The sequence below is a fragment of the Achromobacter sp. Bel genome (assembly GCF_012928505.1).
Taxonomy (GTDB): Bacteria; Pseudomonadota; Gammaproteobacteria; order Burkholderiales; family Burkholderiaceae_B; genus Achromobacter.
In genome coordinates, this window is sequence record NZ_JABBJN010000001.1 from 86,097 (window position 1) to 100,921 (window position 14,825).

General features: G+C 65.1%; 12 protein-coding genes. 9 read left to right on the top strand and 3 right to left on the bottom strand.

The features are described 5' to 3' along the window. The first annotated feature begins 123 nt into the window (after positions 1 to 123). The 4 genes from HG262_RS00430 (at position 124) to HG262_RS00445 (ending at position 5,376) form a co-directional block, all read left to right on the top strand. Entirely contained in the window at positions 124 to 1,356 is a 1,233-nt protein-coding gene (locus tag HG262_RS00430; protein ID WP_248293188.1) for a lipoprotein-releasing ABC transporter permease subunit, read from the top strand. Further along, positions 1,349 to 2,053: an ATP-binding cassette domain-containing protein gene (locus HG262_RS00435; protein ID WP_169269143.1), complete on the top strand. Its 705-nt coding sequence runs from the start codon at positions 1,349 to 1,351 to the stop codon at positions 2,051 to 2,053. The genes HG262_RS00430 and HG262_RS00435 overlap by 8 nt, the downstream gene beginning before the upstream one ends. Before the next feature lie 40 nt (positions 2,054 to 2,093). Then, a complete protein-coding gene (locus tag HG262_RS00440) occupies positions 2,094 to 2,912 on the top strand; it encodes a TatD family hydrolase (protein WP_169269144.1) in 819 nt (272 codons plus the stop codon). 211 nt (positions 2,913 to 3,123) lie between these two features. Further along, positions 3,124 to 5,376 carry a TonB-dependent receptor gene (locus HG262_RS00445; protein WP_169269145.1) on the top strand — a complete coding sequence of 751 codons (2,253 nt, stop codon included), beginning with the start codon at positions 3,124 to 3,126 and terminating at the stop codon, positions 5,374 to 5,376. Between the two features lie 76 nt (positions 5,377 to 5,452). On the opposite strand, the gene HG262_RS00450 is transcribed toward HG262_RS00445, so the two are convergent. Together HG262_RS00450 and HG262_RS00455 are read right to left on the bottom strand one after the other, a co-directional pair. Continuing rightward, positions 5,453 to 6,844: a HAMP domain-containing sensor histidine kinase gene (locus HG262_RS00450; RefSeq protein WP_169269146.1), complete on the bottom strand. Its 1,392-nt coding sequence runs from the start codon at positions 6,842 to 6,844 to the stop codon at positions 5,453 to 5,455. After that, entirely contained in the window at positions 6,844 to 7,557 is a 714-nt protein-coding gene (locus tag HG262_RS00455) for a response regulator transcription factor (protein WP_169269147.1), read from the bottom strand. The genes HG262_RS00450 and HG262_RS00455 overlap by 1 nt, the downstream gene beginning before the upstream one ends. 212 nt (positions 7,558 to 7,769) lie before the next feature. On the opposite strand from HG262_RS00455, the gene HG262_RS00460 reads away from it, so the two are divergent. From HG262_RS00460 to HG262_RS00480, 5 genes are read left to right on the top strand one after another with little or no spacing between them, the layout of a single operon-like run. After that, on the top strand, positions 7,770 to 9,791 hold the full coding sequence (locus tag HG262_RS00460) for a ligand-gated channel protein (RefSeq protein ID WP_169269148.1): 2,022 nt from the start codon (positions 7,770 to 7,772) through the stop codon (positions 9,789 to 9,791). A gap of 50 nt (positions 9,792 to 9,841) precedes the next feature. Continuing rightward, positions 9,842 to 10,792, top strand: coding sequence for a siderophore ABC transporter substrate-binding protein (locus tag HG262_RS00465; RefSeq protein WP_169269149.1), 951 nt, complete (start codon positions 9,842 to 9,844; stop codon positions 10,790 to 10,792). A gap of 31 nt (positions 10,793 to 10,823) precedes the next feature. Beyond that, positions 10,824 to 11,816 carry an iron chelate uptake ABC transporter family permease subunit gene (locus HG262_RS00470; RefSeq protein WP_169269150.1) on the top strand — a complete coding sequence of 331 codons (993 nt, stop codon included), beginning with the start codon at positions 10,824 to 10,826 and terminating at the stop codon, positions 11,814 to 11,816. 58 nt (positions 11,817 to 11,874) lie between these two features. Next, a complete protein-coding gene (locus HG262_RS00475) occupies positions 11,875 to 12,801 on the top strand; it encodes an iron chelate uptake ABC transporter family permease subunit (protein WP_169269320.1) in 927 nt (308 codons plus the stop codon). Continuing rightward, positions 12,798 to 13,556 carry an ABC transporter ATP-binding protein gene (locus HG262_RS00480; protein ID WP_169269151.1) on the top strand — a complete coding sequence of 253 codons (759 nt, stop codon included), beginning with the start codon at positions 12,798 to 12,800 and terminating at the stop codon, positions 13,554 to 13,556. The genes HG262_RS00475 and HG262_RS00480 overlap by 4 nt, the downstream gene beginning before the upstream one ends. A 40-nt stretch (positions 13,557 to 13,596) precedes the next feature. Here the strand turns inward: HG262_RS00480 and HG262_RS00485 are convergent, their stop codons facing one another. Next, the gene (locus HG262_RS00485; protein ID WP_169269152.1) at positions 13,597 to 14,817 is read right to left on the bottom strand and encodes an MFS transporter; all 1,221 of its coding nucleotides are present in this window, start codon (positions 14,815 to 14,817) and stop codon (positions 13,597 to 13,599) included. Positions 14,818 to 14,825: the final 8 nt, after the last annotated feature.

Below are 14,825 nucleotides of genomic sequence, written 5' to 3' on the forward strand. Positions count from 1 at the left end.
ATAGGTTGACACGCCTGGTCGTGGAACCGCACATCCGCGGCGCGATTTCCAGGCTGTTAATGCCATAATGCGCACGTGCTGAAAATACCCTACGAACTCTGGATAGGCGCCCGCTATGCCGGGTTGGCCCGAATCCGCCAGCGACGCGGGCGCCGCGATCGCTTCATCTCCTTCATCGCCGCCAGTTCCATGGCGGGCATCGCGCTGGGCGTCGCCGCCCTGATCGTGGTGCTGTCCGTGATGAACGGGTTTCAAAAAGAAGTGCGCGACCGCATGCTGTCGGTGCTGCCGCATATCGAACTCTACATCCCGGGGGGCTTGCCGGAGCGGGTGCTGGACCAATGGCAGCAGTTTGCCGACGCAGCCAAGCAGAACCCCGAGGTCAAGGCCGGCGCGCCCTTCGTGGCTGCGCAGGGCATGCTGGTGCGGGGCCAGGCGCTGCGAGGCGTGCAGGTGCGCGGCATCGACCCGGCCACCGAAGGCAACGTGTCGGACCTGCCGCGCCAGATGGTGTCAGGCAAACTGACTGACCTGAAGCCAGGCGGCTTTGGCGTGGTGCTGGGCAATGAACTGGCTGACGGCCTGGGCGTGAAACTGGGCGATACGCTGCTGATGATGGCGCCGCAAGGTTCGATCAGCCCGGCCGGGTTCGCGCCGCGCATGCGCCAGTTCACGGTGGTGGGCGTGTTCTCCTCCGGCCACTACGAATACGATTCCTCGCTGGCTTTCGTCGACAACGAAGACGCCGCGCGCGTGTTCCGCGAAAGCGGCACGGCCGGCGTGCGCCTGCGCATCGCCGACATGCAGAAGGCGCCCGAAGTCGCCAGCGAACTGAAGAAAGTGCTGCCGCCTTATGTGATGGCCAGCGACTGGTCGCGCAACAACCGCACCTGGTTCGCGGCCGTGCAGACCGAAAAGCGCATGATGTTCCTGATCCTGGCGCTGATCGTGGCGGTGGCGGCGTTCAACCTGCTGTCGTCACTGGTGATGGCCGTGAAGGACAAGCAGTCCGACATCGCCATCTTGCGCACGCTGGGCGCGGGGCCGGGCGAAGTGGCCCGCATTTTCCTGGTGCAGGGCGCGCTGATCGGCGTCATCGGCACCTTGCTGGGCGTCGCGGGTGGCATCGTCATTGCTTACAACGTTGACGTGATCGTGCCCTTCATCGAACGGCTGCTGGGCGTGCATTTCCTGCCGCGTGAAGTCTATTTCATCAGCGCCTTGCCGTCCGATCCGCAAATCGGCGATATCGTCACGATCGGCCTGACTTCCCTGGTGCTGTCGCTGTTGGCGACGCTGTATCCCAGCTGGCGCGCATCGCGCCTGCAACCCGCACAGGTGCTGCGCCATGATTGACGCCCCGAATCGCTCGTCCTCGACGCCTGCCCTGCAGGCGGAGAACATCGTCAAGGTCTACGACGAGGGCCCGGCCCGCATCGAGGTGCTCAGCAACGTCAGCCTGTCCGTGGCGCGCGGCGAAATGGTCGCCATCGTGGGCGCGTCGGGTTCGGGCAAGAGCACGTTGCTGCATATCCTGGGCCTGTTGGATGTGCCGACCAGCGGTTCGGTGTCGGTCGACGGAAATCTGGCGGTCGGCTTGTCCGAAGCCAAGAAGAGCGCGGTGCGCAACAGCAGCCTGGGCTTCGTGTATCAGTTCCATCATCTGTTGCCCGAGTTTTCGGCGCTGGACAATGTGGCGATGCCGCTGATCGTGCGGCGCGAAAACCGCGACAAGGCCCGCGAGGCCGCGCGCGAGGTGCTGGCGCTGGTGGGACTTGCCGCCCGCGAAGACCACTTCCCGGGGCAACTGTCAGGCGGCGAACGCCAGCGTGTGGCGCTGGCGCGCGCGCTGGTGACGCGGCCGGTGTGCGTGCTGGCCGACGAACCCACGGGTAACCTGGACCGCAACACGGCACACAAGATGTTCGAATTGCTGACCCGCGTGAACCAGGAGTCGGGCACGGCGTTCGCCATCGTGACGCACGACCCGGAACTGGCGGCCCGCGCCGACCGCCAATTGCTGATGGAAAACGGCCGGCTGGTATCGGGATAAGTCGATACGGGTGGATAATTCCCACAAGGAGACCACGCCCATGCTGATCGACACCCATTGCCACCTGGACGCCGCCGAGTTTGACGCCGACCGCCAGCAGGTGGCCGACCATGCCTGCGAGGCTGGCGTTCAATCCATCGTGATCCCGGCCATCGAGCGCGCCAATTTCCCCATCGTACGGGAGTTGGCCGGCCGGATTGCTGGTGGTGCGTATGCGCTGGGCATCCATCCCCTGTACGTGCAGCGCGCCGACGATTCCGACTTGGACGTGCTGCGCGAGACCATCAAACAGTCGCTGGGCGACCCTCGATTTGTCGCCATTGGCGAGATCGGCCTGGATTTCTTCGTGCCCGAGATATCGTCGGGCGAACCCCGCGAGCGCCAAGAACGCTTCTATGCCGCGCAGTTGGCGATGGCCGCGGAGTTCCGCTTGCCAGTGCTGCTGCATGTGCGCCGCTCGCAGGATATCCTCTTGAAATACCTGCGCCGGCATGGGCGCATCGGCGGGATCGCGCACGCCTTCAACGGCAGCGCACAGCAGGCGCAGGCCTTCATCGACCAGGGCTTCGCGTTGGGGCTGGGCGGGTCCATGACGTACGAACGCGCCTTGCAGATCCGGCGGCATGCGGTGGACGTAGATTTGGCGCATCTGGTGCTGGAGACCGATGCGCCGGATATCCCGCCCGCCTGGCTGCACGCCCCGCAGCGTCGCAACCGGCCGGGGGAATTGGCCCGTATCGCCGGCGTGCTGGCCGAGTTGCGCGGCATCTCGCCCGCCCAGGTGGCGCACGCCACCACCGCCAATGCGATGCGCGTCCTGCCTCGCTTGCCGGCTGCCATTTTGGCTGACGCCGACTGACTTCCGTCCCCTGATGTATCCGGCGCGATAGCAGAAGTTGTCGTGCGGATGCCTCATATTTCCCAGAATTTTCTGAAAACTGGCTTTTTGCTGAATAAAACCTGACAAAAAGTTGAAGACAATATTGGGAATGCATATCATTGCCGTTCATTGAAAATTTCAATCAGCGCAATGCGCGCCGCTCCGCCTGGGGCGGTTTCATTTGATTCCCATGTCGACTCTGAAAAGCATCAATGGCTCCGGGGGAGCCCGTCCTAACCATTTCCCGTCTTTCCGCGTGTTGCCGCTGGTGCTGGCGATTGCCGCCGTGGGCAGCGCCCATGCGCAATCCGCCGCCGGCGCGAAGGAAGACACCATGGGTGTTACCCAGATGGATACCGTCGTGGTGACAGCGGCCGGCTTCGAGCAAGAGATCAAGAACGCGCCGGCGTCCATCTCGGTGATCACCCGCGAGCAATTGGAAACCAAACCGTTCCACAACCTGGCCGACGCGGTGGCGGACGTGGAGGGCGTGACCGTGGAGCGGGGCGGCAAGGCCGGTGGCATGAACATCAGCATCCGCGGCTTGCCCAGCGACTACACGCTGGTGCTGGTGGACGGCAAGCGGCTGAATCAGAACAGCTCCGGCGCGCGACCCAATGGTTTTGGCGACGTGGACACCAATTTCATTCCGCCGATGGCGGCCATCGAGCGCATCGAGGTCGTGCGCGGCCCCATGTCCACCTTGTACGGTTCCGATGCGATGGGCGGGGTGATCAACATCATCACGCGCAAGGTCAGCCAGGATTGGACGGGCCAGATCACGCTGGACGGCACGGCGCAAGGGGACAACGCCTTCGGCAACAACTACGGTGCGGCGTTCTACCTGAGCGGCCCGATCAAGACCGACAAGCTGGGCCTGACCTTGCGCGGCGGCCAGTACCGCCGTTTGAGCGCGAACGGCGACTACCCGGTCAACCAGGCCGAATTCAACAGCGGCAATTACACGGGCGACCTTGCCAGCTTTTCCGGCCTGGGCGACAGCAAGCAGCAGAACGTGGGCTTGCGCCTGGCGTTGACCCCCAACCGCAACCACGACATCCTGTTCGATGTGGATAGCAACTGGCAGACGTATGACAACGCCAATGGGGAACTGGGTACGCTGAACACGAGCATCGCGCCCAACCGCCAGGGCGGCGGCTACGAGCCCGAAATGAAGTTCAACCGCCAGCGCTATGCCTTGACGCACCTGGGGCGCTACAGCGGTTCCATCAGCTCCGATACCAGCCTGGTCTACGACACGACCGAGACCATCGGCCGCACCAACCCCATGAATTCACCGCGCCGGCCTTCGGACGGGGCAAAGCGCGATCTGGAATACGACAACTGGGTGTTCGACACCAAGTGGACGATGCCGCTGTTCAACGACCGCCACAACCTGACGGTGGGCGGGCAATGGCGCGAGCAGCAGTTCAAGGACACGCTGGTGTCCGCGCCGCTGGACCAGCGCCAGTACCAATGGGCACTGTTCGCGGAAGACGAGTGGCGCATCGTCGACGACCTGGCGTTGACGGCGGGCGCGCGCTACGACCGCAACGAACAGTTCGGCGGCAAGTGGAGCCCGCGCGGTTATCTGGTGTGGAACGCCACGCCGATGTGGACCGTGAAGGGCGGCGTGAGCAAGGGCTATAAGACGCCGGACATCAACTTGATGACGGACGGGATCATTGGCTTGGGTGCGCAAGGCACCATGCCGCTGCTGGGCAATTCGCAACTGAAGCCGGAAAGCAGCACCTCGTCCGAACTGGGCCTGTTGTTTGACGACGGCGAGGGCCTGTCGGGCAACCTGACCGCTTTCCATACGAAGTTCAAGGACAAGATCGACAGCCAGAACATTCCGAACTGCCTGGCCGTGGGTGGGCCGGCGCCGGGCTGCCTGGACCTGGGCGTGTGGGAGCGCAACGGCATCCCGGTGGCGAATTTTTCACAGCGCGTGAATATCGACACCGCGACGATTCAGGGCTTTGAACTGGGCGGCCGCATTCCGCTGTATGGCGGCGTGTCGTTCAACGGCAACTACACCTTGACGGCCAGCGAAGTGACGTCGGGCGCGAAGGAAGGCCAACCGCTCGGTTCGCAACCCCGCCACGCGTTGAACCTGGGCCTGAACTGGCGCATCAACGACCAGTTCAATGCGTGGGTGCGCGGCGAATATCGCGCCAAGCAGTTCAACGACATGAACTGGGAGAAGGAACAAGTGTTCTACAACCCGTACTGGCTCGCCAGCATGGGCGGTTCTTACGTGGTCAACAAGAACGTGACCCTGTCGGCCTCGGTGTTCAACCTGTTCGACAAGAACTTCGTGGACTACGGCCCGACCAAGACCGGCACCAGCGCGCCGGCGGCCAATGCCAATTGGAGCAATTCGTACCGCCAGGTGCTGGAAGGCCGCCGCTTGTGGGTGTCGGCGAACATCACCTTCTGATCCCGCAGACGCCCGGCTGTTGCCGGGCAGCTTGCCCAGGCCCCCGCCGCGTGCGGGGCCTTTCGCGTTCAGGACGCTAGATGAGAAGCGGCAGTTCCATGCGCACGCTCAGGCCCTGCGGAGAGACATTGCGGGCCGATATGCGGCCTTTATGCGCGGCGATCGCGGCCTGCGCGATGGACAGGCCCAGGCCGGCGCCGGAGCCCGGCACCTGCGAGCCAGAGGCGCTGCGGAAGAACGGTTCAAACAAGGAATCCAGGTCAGCCGCGGGCACGCCCGGGCCGCGGTCTTCGATTTCCAGGCAGGCTTCGCGCACGCCGATCAGCAGCCGGACACGGATTGCGCTGTGCGCAGGCGCGAAGCGCAGGGCGTTGCGCAATACGTTTTCGATGGCGCTGGCCAGACTGTCGCGATCGCCCGTCATCCATACCGAGGACGGACTGTCCCAAAGAATGCGCACTTGCTGTTCGCCGGCTTCGTAGCGGGCGTCATCCACGACGGCGGATACGACGCCGGCCAGGTCCAGCGTGTCGCTGGGTTCCGGCTGGGCGCCCAGACGGGCCAGCCGCAACGTGCTGCCGACTAGCGTGTCCAGGCGCTCGCACTCTCGTTCGATGCGGTCCAACTGCACGTCCTGGCGCTCATCCTTGCGCCGCGCCAGTTCGGCGGCCAGCCGCAACCTTGCCAGGGGCGAGCGCAACTCGTGCGCGATGTTGTGCAGCAGTTGTTCGCGGGTGTCTACCAACGCTTTCAGCCGGTCGGCCATGGCGTTGAAGTCGCGCGCCAGCAGGCCGAGCTCGTCCTTGCGTCCGGCAAGTTTGGGCGGCGTCTGGGCGTCCAGACGCCCGGCGGCCAGCGCGTGCGTGGCCTGCCGCAATTGCGTCAACGGCGCGGTGACGTGCCGGGTCAGGGCCCAGCACAAGGGCGCCGTGACGGCCAGTGCGAACAGCAGCAGCGCCAGGGCCACGGGCGACAGGCCCAGCACTTCCCAATGGGACGAGTCAAAGGGCAGGAATAGCATCAGCAACCGGGAGCCGTCGGGCAGCGGCAGCAACTGCGGCTGCCACCAGGAAACGCGTTCCCCGGCGGGGTCGGGCTGCAGGTAATCCGCGCGCGGAGTTCGTTCGGTTGCCGCCCGGTAGGCGGCCAGCCAGTCGTGCGTGCGGGCGGGCAGGGTGCGCCCCAGGATCTCGGCGTCGCGGGCGTCCAGCACGTAGATCTTCAGCGCCGAGTACCGTTGGTCCATGGCTTGGACCCAGCGTTGCAGGCCGTCGATGCCATGGTTGCGGGCGACTTGCCGGGCGTCGTGGGTGAGGCTGGCCGGATTCAGGCCGTCCAGCGAGTTGATGCGATACCAGGCGACCGTCGCGGTGAACAGCATGCCGCACACCAGGATGATGGCCATTGCGCCCCAAAAGGTCAGGAACGCGCGCCAGAAGAGCGACCGGGTGGGCAGTGGCCAGGGCATCAGGCCGCGCCTGCCAACACGTAGCCCAGCCCGCGCAAATTGCGGATCGACAGGGAGTCGCCGGTCGCATCCAGGTGCAGCTTCTTGCGCAGTGTGCTGATGTGGGTGTCGATGCTGCGGTCGTAGCGCTCGGGCCGGCGGCCCAGCGCGTACATGCCGATCTGCTCGCGGGCGATGACTTGGCCCGGGGCGCGCATCAGCAGTTCCAGGATGCGTTGTTCGGCGCCCGTCAGCAGGATGTCTTCGCCGTCCAGCCGGACTCGTCCGGTGGCGGGGTCCAGCGTCAATGCGCCCAGTGTCAGGCTGGGCGTGGCGGCTTCCGGCACCTCTTCGAAGCGCCGCAGTACCGCAGTGATGCGGGCCTTGAGTTCGCGCGGGCTGAAGGGCTTAGCCAGGTAGTCGTCGGCGCCGAATTCCAGCCCCAGCACGCGGTCGGTCTCGCCGCCGTGGGCGGTGAACATGATGACCGGGCGGCGCGAGCGCCGGCGGTAGTGCTTAAGCAGGTCCAGCCCGTTGCCGTCCGGCAGCATCAGGTCAAGCAGCACCAGGTCGTAGCCGTCTTGCGCCAGCAGGGCAAGGCCTTGGGCGCCAGTATGGGCCAGCGTAAGCAGGCAGTGATTGGGTTCGAGGTATTCGCGCAACATCTGTGCAAGCTCGACGTCGTCGTCGATCAGCAGGATGCGGTGCGCCACCGCTGAGTGAGAAAAAGGCATCCGTATCAAGTGTCCCGCACCCGGCAGTGTGGCGTATGGCCGTCCCGTCGAGTGTCAAGAAGTGCGAAGAAGGTAAAAGTTGTGGAAAGGCGTTTGCCCCGGTCCGACAGCCTCAATTCTAATATGAGAATAGTTTTCATTAAGAAATGAGAGGCGGACTTAGCGTCACACACAGGGTGGGATGCGGGTTCGGTACGGGAGAAAGCGGAATCATGAGCAGCAACGATCTGGCCGTGGGCGGCCATATTCGGGTATCGCGCACGCGGTTGGCGGCGGCGCTATGCGCGGCAGGAGTGGGCATGGGCCCAGCGGCGGCGTGGGCGCAGGCGAGCGACTCCCCGAAGACGATGGAAACCGTCGTGGTGACCGCCAGCGGGTTCGAGCAGCAGATCAAGGACGCCCCGGCGTCGATCAGCGTGATCACCCGCGAAGACCTGGACAAGAAGTTCTACCGCGACGTGAACGACGCGCTGTTGGAAGTGCCGGGCGTGATCATTACAGGCGGGGGCGACCGCCAGGACATCAGCCTGCGCGGCATGGGCCCGCAGTACACGCTGATCCTGATCGACGGCAAGCGCCAAAGCTCGCGTGAAACCCGCACCAACTCGGATTCCTCGGGGGTGGAAGGCGGCTGGACGCCGCCGCTGGCCGCCATCGAGCGCATCGAAGTCGTGCGCGGCCCGATGTCGTCGCTGTATGGCTCGGACGCCATGGGCGGGGTGATCAACATCATCACCCGCAAGGTGCCCAACGAATGGGGCGGCGAAATCCGCCTGGACACGACCATCCAGGAAAGCAACAAGTCAGGCGATATCTACCAGGGCAACTTCTACCTGTCCGGGCCCATCAAGACCGACCTGTTGGGCTTGCAGATCTATGGCCAGGCATCGCAACGCGATGAAGACAACATCGTCAACGGCTTTCGCAAGCGCAATTCGGACAGCGTGACGGCCAAGCTGGCGCTGACGCCGAACCGTGACCACGACATCGTGCTGGAAGGCACGACCATGCGCCAGAAGTACGAGAACACGCTGGGCAAGACGGTCGCGCCGCAGCCGCCGGGGGTGGCATGCGGGCGCACAGGGTGCCCGGCATCGTCGGAGACGGATTACCGCAGCAACAAGTGGGCCTTGTCGCATACCGGCCGTTGGGGCTGGGCGGTGTCGGACAGCTATGTGCAGCAGGAAGAGTTCGACAACCGTTCGCGGCAGATGAAGATCAAGAACCTGAATCTGCAGACCAGCTGGACGCTGCCGCTGGGTTCGCACATGCTGACACTGGGCGGCACCTACCTTAGCCAGCGCCTGAACGACCAGACCGGCAACCAGCTGGCGAACGGCCCCAGCAAGATCGACCGCTACCAATGGGCGTTGTTCGCCGAAGACGAGTGGCGCCTGACCGACAGCTTTGCCGTCACGGCCGGCCTGCGCATGGATGAAGACGAGAACTTCGGCACGCACTTCAGCCCGCGCCTGTACGGCGTGTGGCAGATGGCCGAGCGGTGGACGCTCAAGGGCGGCGTGTCCACGGGCTTCCGGGCGCCGGATCTGCGCCAGACGGTGGCGGGATGGGGGCAGGTCAGCCGCGGCGGCAACATGTACGGCAACCCGGACCTGACGCCCGAGAAGTCGGTAACCGAGGAAATCGGCGTCCTGTATGACGACGGCGAGGGCTTCAATGCCGGCCTGACCGTGTTCAACAACGACTTCAAGGACAAGATCACCCGCGTGGGCTGCCCGGCCTCGCAATGCACCGAGGGCCCGAACCAGTTCGGCGCCAACCCCACCACCTACATGAACGTGGACAAGGCGGTGTCGCGCGGCGTGGAAGCCAATTTGAAGCTGCCGCTGGGCCGCGACTGGTCGCTGACCAGCAGCTACACGTTCACCAAGTCGGAGCAGAAGTCGGGTCAATACCAGGGCCAGCCCCTGAACCAGTTGCCCAAGCACTTGTTCACGACCACGGTGAATTGGCAGGCGTCCGATGCGCTGCAAGCGTGGGCCCGCCTGAACTACCGCGGCAAAGAAAGCCAGCCCATCACCAGCGCGTCGTCGTCCTCGTTCATCGCGCCGTCTTACACCTTTGTGGATCTGGGCGGATCGTATGCCGTGAACAAGACCGTGTCGGTGTATGCCGGCATCTACAACCTGTTCGACAAGCAGGTCACCTACGACGATTACGAGTTCGTGGAAGACGGCCGCCGCTACTGGCTGGGCGTGGGCGTGAAGTTCTGATCTTGAGAGTAGGGGGGCGCTTGCGTCCCCCGCAACACAACGAGGTGCGTATGACGATGCAAGGAAACACGAACTGTGCTCGCCGCTGGTTGCTGCAGGCAGGCGTCGCGTTGGCGATGGGCGCGGCGACGGCGGTGTGCGCGGCGCAGGCCACGGTACCCGTCAAGCATGCGCGCGGCCAGACTGCCGTGCCGGCCAACCCGACCAAGACCGTGGTAATGGACATGGCCGTGCTGGACACGATGCACGCGCTGGGAATCGAGGCAATGGGCGTGCCTTCCGTCGCCAAGTGGCCGCCCCAATTGGCCCAGTACGCCGACCCGCGCTACTTGAAGGTCGGCTCGCTGTTCGAACCGAATTACGAGGTTATCCATGCCGCTCAGCCGCAGGTGATTTTCGTGGCCGGACGGTCGGCGCCAAAGTACGACGAATTGGCCAAGCTGGCTCCCACCGTCGACCTGACGGTTGACCCCAAGGATCTGGTCGGCAGCGTGACACGAAATACCGAGACCCTGGCGGCCCTTTATGGCAAGCAGCCGCAGGCCAAGGAAAAGCTGGACGCGTTGCGCGCGTCCATTTCCGCGCTGCATGGTCAGGCGGCTACCGCCGGTACCGCGCTGATCGTGCTGACGACGGGGGGCAAGATGAGCGCCTATGGTCCGGGTTCGCGTTTTGGTGTGATCCACGACGCATTCGGCGTGAAGCCTGCCGTCGTGGGCTTGAACGTGTCCAACCATGGCCAGGCCATCTCGTTCGAATTCATCGCGCAGACCGATCCCGACTGGTTGTTCGTGATTGACCGCGACGCCGCGATCGGCCGCGAAGGCGTATCGGCCCAGCGCATGCTGGACAATGACCTGGTGCGTCCGACCAAAGCGTGGAAAAACAAGCGCGTGGTGTACCTGAACGGCTTTAACTGGTATCTGCTGGGCAGCGCCGGCCTGACGTCGATGCAACAGAACGTGGACGAAATTGCCGCGGCGCTGGCGCAAGGAAAGTAAGCGGCATGGCTGTTGTGCGGAAAGGCCGCCGGTGAACTGGCGGCGGACGATCAGCGGTTGGGGCGGCCTGGCCGCCGTGCTGGTGCTCTTGGCGGTGCTGTGCGCGGCCAGCGTCAGCCTGGGCGCGGGGCAGGTGTCTCTGGCGGCGCTATGGGGCGGAGGCGACGAGGCCGACCGCGCCTGGCGTTTTCTGATGGTCAGCCGCGTGCCGCGCACGGTGGCGTTGCTGCTGGCCGGCATGTCGCTGGCGGTGGCGGGCCTGATCATGCAGATGCTGGTGCGCAACCGCTTCGTGGAACCGACCACGGCAGGCACCGTCGAGTCCGCGACGCTGGGCATCCTGGTCATCACCTTGCTGGCGCCCGACACGCCGGTGATCGGCAAGATGCTGACGGCCACGGCTTTTGCGCTGGCGGGCACCTTGCTGTTCCTGGCGCTGCTGCGCCGCGTGCCGCTGCGCACGCCCTTCATCGTTCCGCTGATCGGCTTGATCCTGGGGGGCGTGATCCACGCGGTGACCACCTTCGTGGCGTTCCGGTTCGATTTGTTGCAATCGCTGCACGCGTGGACCACGGGCGACTTCTCGGGCGTGCTGCGCGGCCGCTATGAATTGCTGTGGATCGGCTTTGCGCTGGCGTGCGTGGCCTATGCCGCCGCCGACCGCTATACCGTGGCCGGCATGGGCCGTGAATTCGCCTCGAACCTGGGGCTGAACCATGCGCGCCTGACGTTCGTCGGCCTGTTGATCGTGTCCGCGATTTCGGCCGTGGTGGTGGTGACGGCGGGCGGCATCCCGTTCCTGGGCCTGATCGTGCCCAACGCCGTCAGCCTGGTGCTGGGCGACAACATGCGCCGCTCCATCCCTTGGGTCGCCGCGCTGGGCGGCGTGTTCGTTCTGGCTTGCGACATCATCGGCCGTCTGGTCATCCATCCCTATGAAATCCCGATCGGCACGGTCGTCGGCGTGCTTGGCAGCATCCTGTTCCTGTGGCTGTTGCGCACACGGAGGAACCGTCTTGGCTGAAACCGTGCTTGCCATCCCCCGCCAGCAGGTCCGGCGCGCGTCGCAGCCGCTGCGCCTGATGTGGCTGGGCGTGGCCGCCTTGGTGTGCGTCGTGGCGTTCATGACCCTGGGCGCCAACGGCCAATGGTCGTTCGTGATTCCGTTTCGCGGCGGCAAGCTGGCCGCGATGCTGCTGGTGGCGTATGCCGTGGCGGTGTCGTCGGTGCTGTTTCAGACCATCACGCACAACCGCATCCTGACGCCGGCGATCATGGGCTTCGATGCGCTGTACTTGCTGATACAGGCGGTGGTCGTGTTCGGCTTCGGGCAGGCGGCGACGGCGGCGAACCACCCGGTGGCGGCCTTCCTGCTGGAAGTCGGCGCCATGACCGCGTTTGCCTGCCTGCTGTTTCGCTGGTTGTTTTCGGATGCGGTGCGCAGCCTGCATCTGATGATGCTGGTGGGCATCGTCTTCGGGCTGCTGTTCCGCAGCTTGTCCAATTTCGTGGTGAGGCTGGCCGACCCTAACGAGTTCCTGGTATTGCAGGACCGCATGTTCGCCAGTTTCAATTCCGTGCGCGTCGCGCTGTTGCCCATCGCGCTGGCCGCCGTGTGCGTGGCGACCCTGTTGATCTGGCGTATGCGGCATCGCTACGACGTGCTGGCCCTGGGCCGCGAGATCGCGGTGAACCTGGGGGTCGATTACCGGCGCAGCCTGATGCTGACGCTGGCGGCGATCGCGGTACTGGTGTCCGTGTCGACGGCGCTGGTGGGGCCCGTGACCTTCTTCGGCCTGCTGGTCAGCAACCTGGCCTATCAGGCGATGGGTTCCGACAAGCACCGGTACACGATCCCTGCGGCGACGCTCCTGAGCGTGATTTTCCTGGTGGGTGGCCAGACGCTGCTGGAGCGCGTGCTGGGTCTGAACACCACGGTCAGCGTGGTGATCGAATTCGTGGGCGGCGTGATGTTCCTCTTCCTGATCCTGCGCAGGGGGCGCCGATGATCGAAATTCAACAACTGAGCAAGCGGTACGGCGACAGCGTGGTGGTCGACGACGTCAATCTGGATCTGCCGGCCAATGGCGTTACCGCCATCATCGGCCCCAACGGCGCGGGCAAATCGACCTTGCTGTCGATGATCAGCCGCTTGCTGCCGATGTCGGCCGGGCAGGTGAAGGTGGATGGGCTGGACGTGACCCGCGCCGATAGCCGCGAGCTGGCCCGCCGGCTGTCCATCCTGCGTCAGGACAATCATTTGCCGTTGCGCTTGACCGTGAACGATCTGGTCGCGTTTGGCCGCTATCCGCATACCGGGGGGCGGTTGACGCTGGAGGACAAGGCGCACATCGACCGCGCCATCGCCTACCTGGACCTGGAACCCTTGGCCGACCGCTATCTGGACGAGATGTCCGGGGGGCAACGTCAGCGCGCGTTCGTGGCGATGGTGCTGTGCCAGGACACGCGCTATGTGTTGCTGGACGAACCGCTGAACAGCCTGGACATGAAGCACGCAGTCGCCATGATGGGCACCTTGCGCCGCGCGGCCGACGAACTGGGCAAGACAGTGGTGCTGGTGCTGCACGACATCAACTTCGCCTCCAGCTATGCGGACCGCATCGTGGCGATGCGGCAGGGGCGCATTGCGCACCAGGGCGCGCCGGCGGATTTGATCCGGACCGAGGTGTTGAGTCCGTTGTACGAACTGCCGATCGACGTGCACGAAATCGGCGGCAAGCGGATCTGCGTGTATTACCGGTAGGGCGGCCTTCGACCTGACAGGCCGGCCCCGCCGGAAGCCGTCAGCGCGCCGATTCCGCGCTGGCGACGAGGCTGCGCTGACGCGCCGACCGATGCCGGCGTTCCAGCATGACGGCCCACAACCACAAAGGCATGGCGCCCAGCGCCAGCAGGCTGCCGACCCAGCCCGTCGACGTCCAGCCATAGCCGGCGGCAATCGCCAGCCCGCCGAACAAGGGGCCCAGCGCGTTGGCGGTGTTGAAGGCCGAATGGTTCAGCGCCGCGGCCAGGCCTTGCGCATCGCCCGCGACATCCATCAAGCGGGTTTGCAACACGGTGCCCAACGCGCCGCCCACGCCCACCAGGAACACATTCAGCGTGATCAGCCAGACGTTGTGCGCCATCAGCGGGAATAGCGCCAGCACCACGGCCGACCACAGCAGCAGCAGGCCGGCGGTGCGCATCACCGCACGGTCGGCAAAGATCGGCACCACCATATTGCCGACCGTCAGGCCCACGCCGAACGCGCTGAGTACAAACGGCACGACCGACGGCGACACCTGCGTGACGGCACCAAGCGTGTCGGCCAGATACGTGTAGACCGAGAACAAGCCGCCGAAACCGACGGCGCCGATTGCCAGCGTGATCCAGACCTGGCCGCGGCCCAGCGCGCTCAGTTCGCGCAGCGGGCTGGCCTTGTGGTCGGCGGGCGTGTCGGGCGCGTAGATGGCCACGCTGACCATCGTCAGCACCGCCAGCAGCGATACCAGGGCAAAGCTCCAGCGCCAGCCGATCACCTGGCCCAGCCAGTTGGCCAGCGGCACGCCCACGATGGTGGCGACCGTCAAGCCCAGGAACACGCGGCCCACGGCCATGGTGCGCCGGTTGGCGGGCACGAGCGAACTGGCCACCAGTGACGCAATACCGAAATACGCGCCGTGGGGCAGGCCGCTCAGGAAGCGGAAAATCAGCATCCAGTGGTAGTCGGGCGCGATCGCGCTCAGGCCGTTGCCGATGGCGAACAGCCCCATCAGGGCGATGAGCAGCCGGCGGCGCGGCATTCTGGCGCCCAGTACGGCAAGAATGGGCGCGCCCACCACCACGCCCAGCGCATAGGCGCTGATGACGTGGCCGGCGGTGGGCGCATCGATGCCCAGCGACTGGGAGAAATAGGGCAGCAGGCTCATCGTCGCGAACTCGGTGGTTCCGATGGCAAAGCTGCCGACAGCAAGGGCAAGCAGCACCAGTGCGGGCCGGTGCTGCGTAGAAGAGGGGTGAGACATGTGGTTGC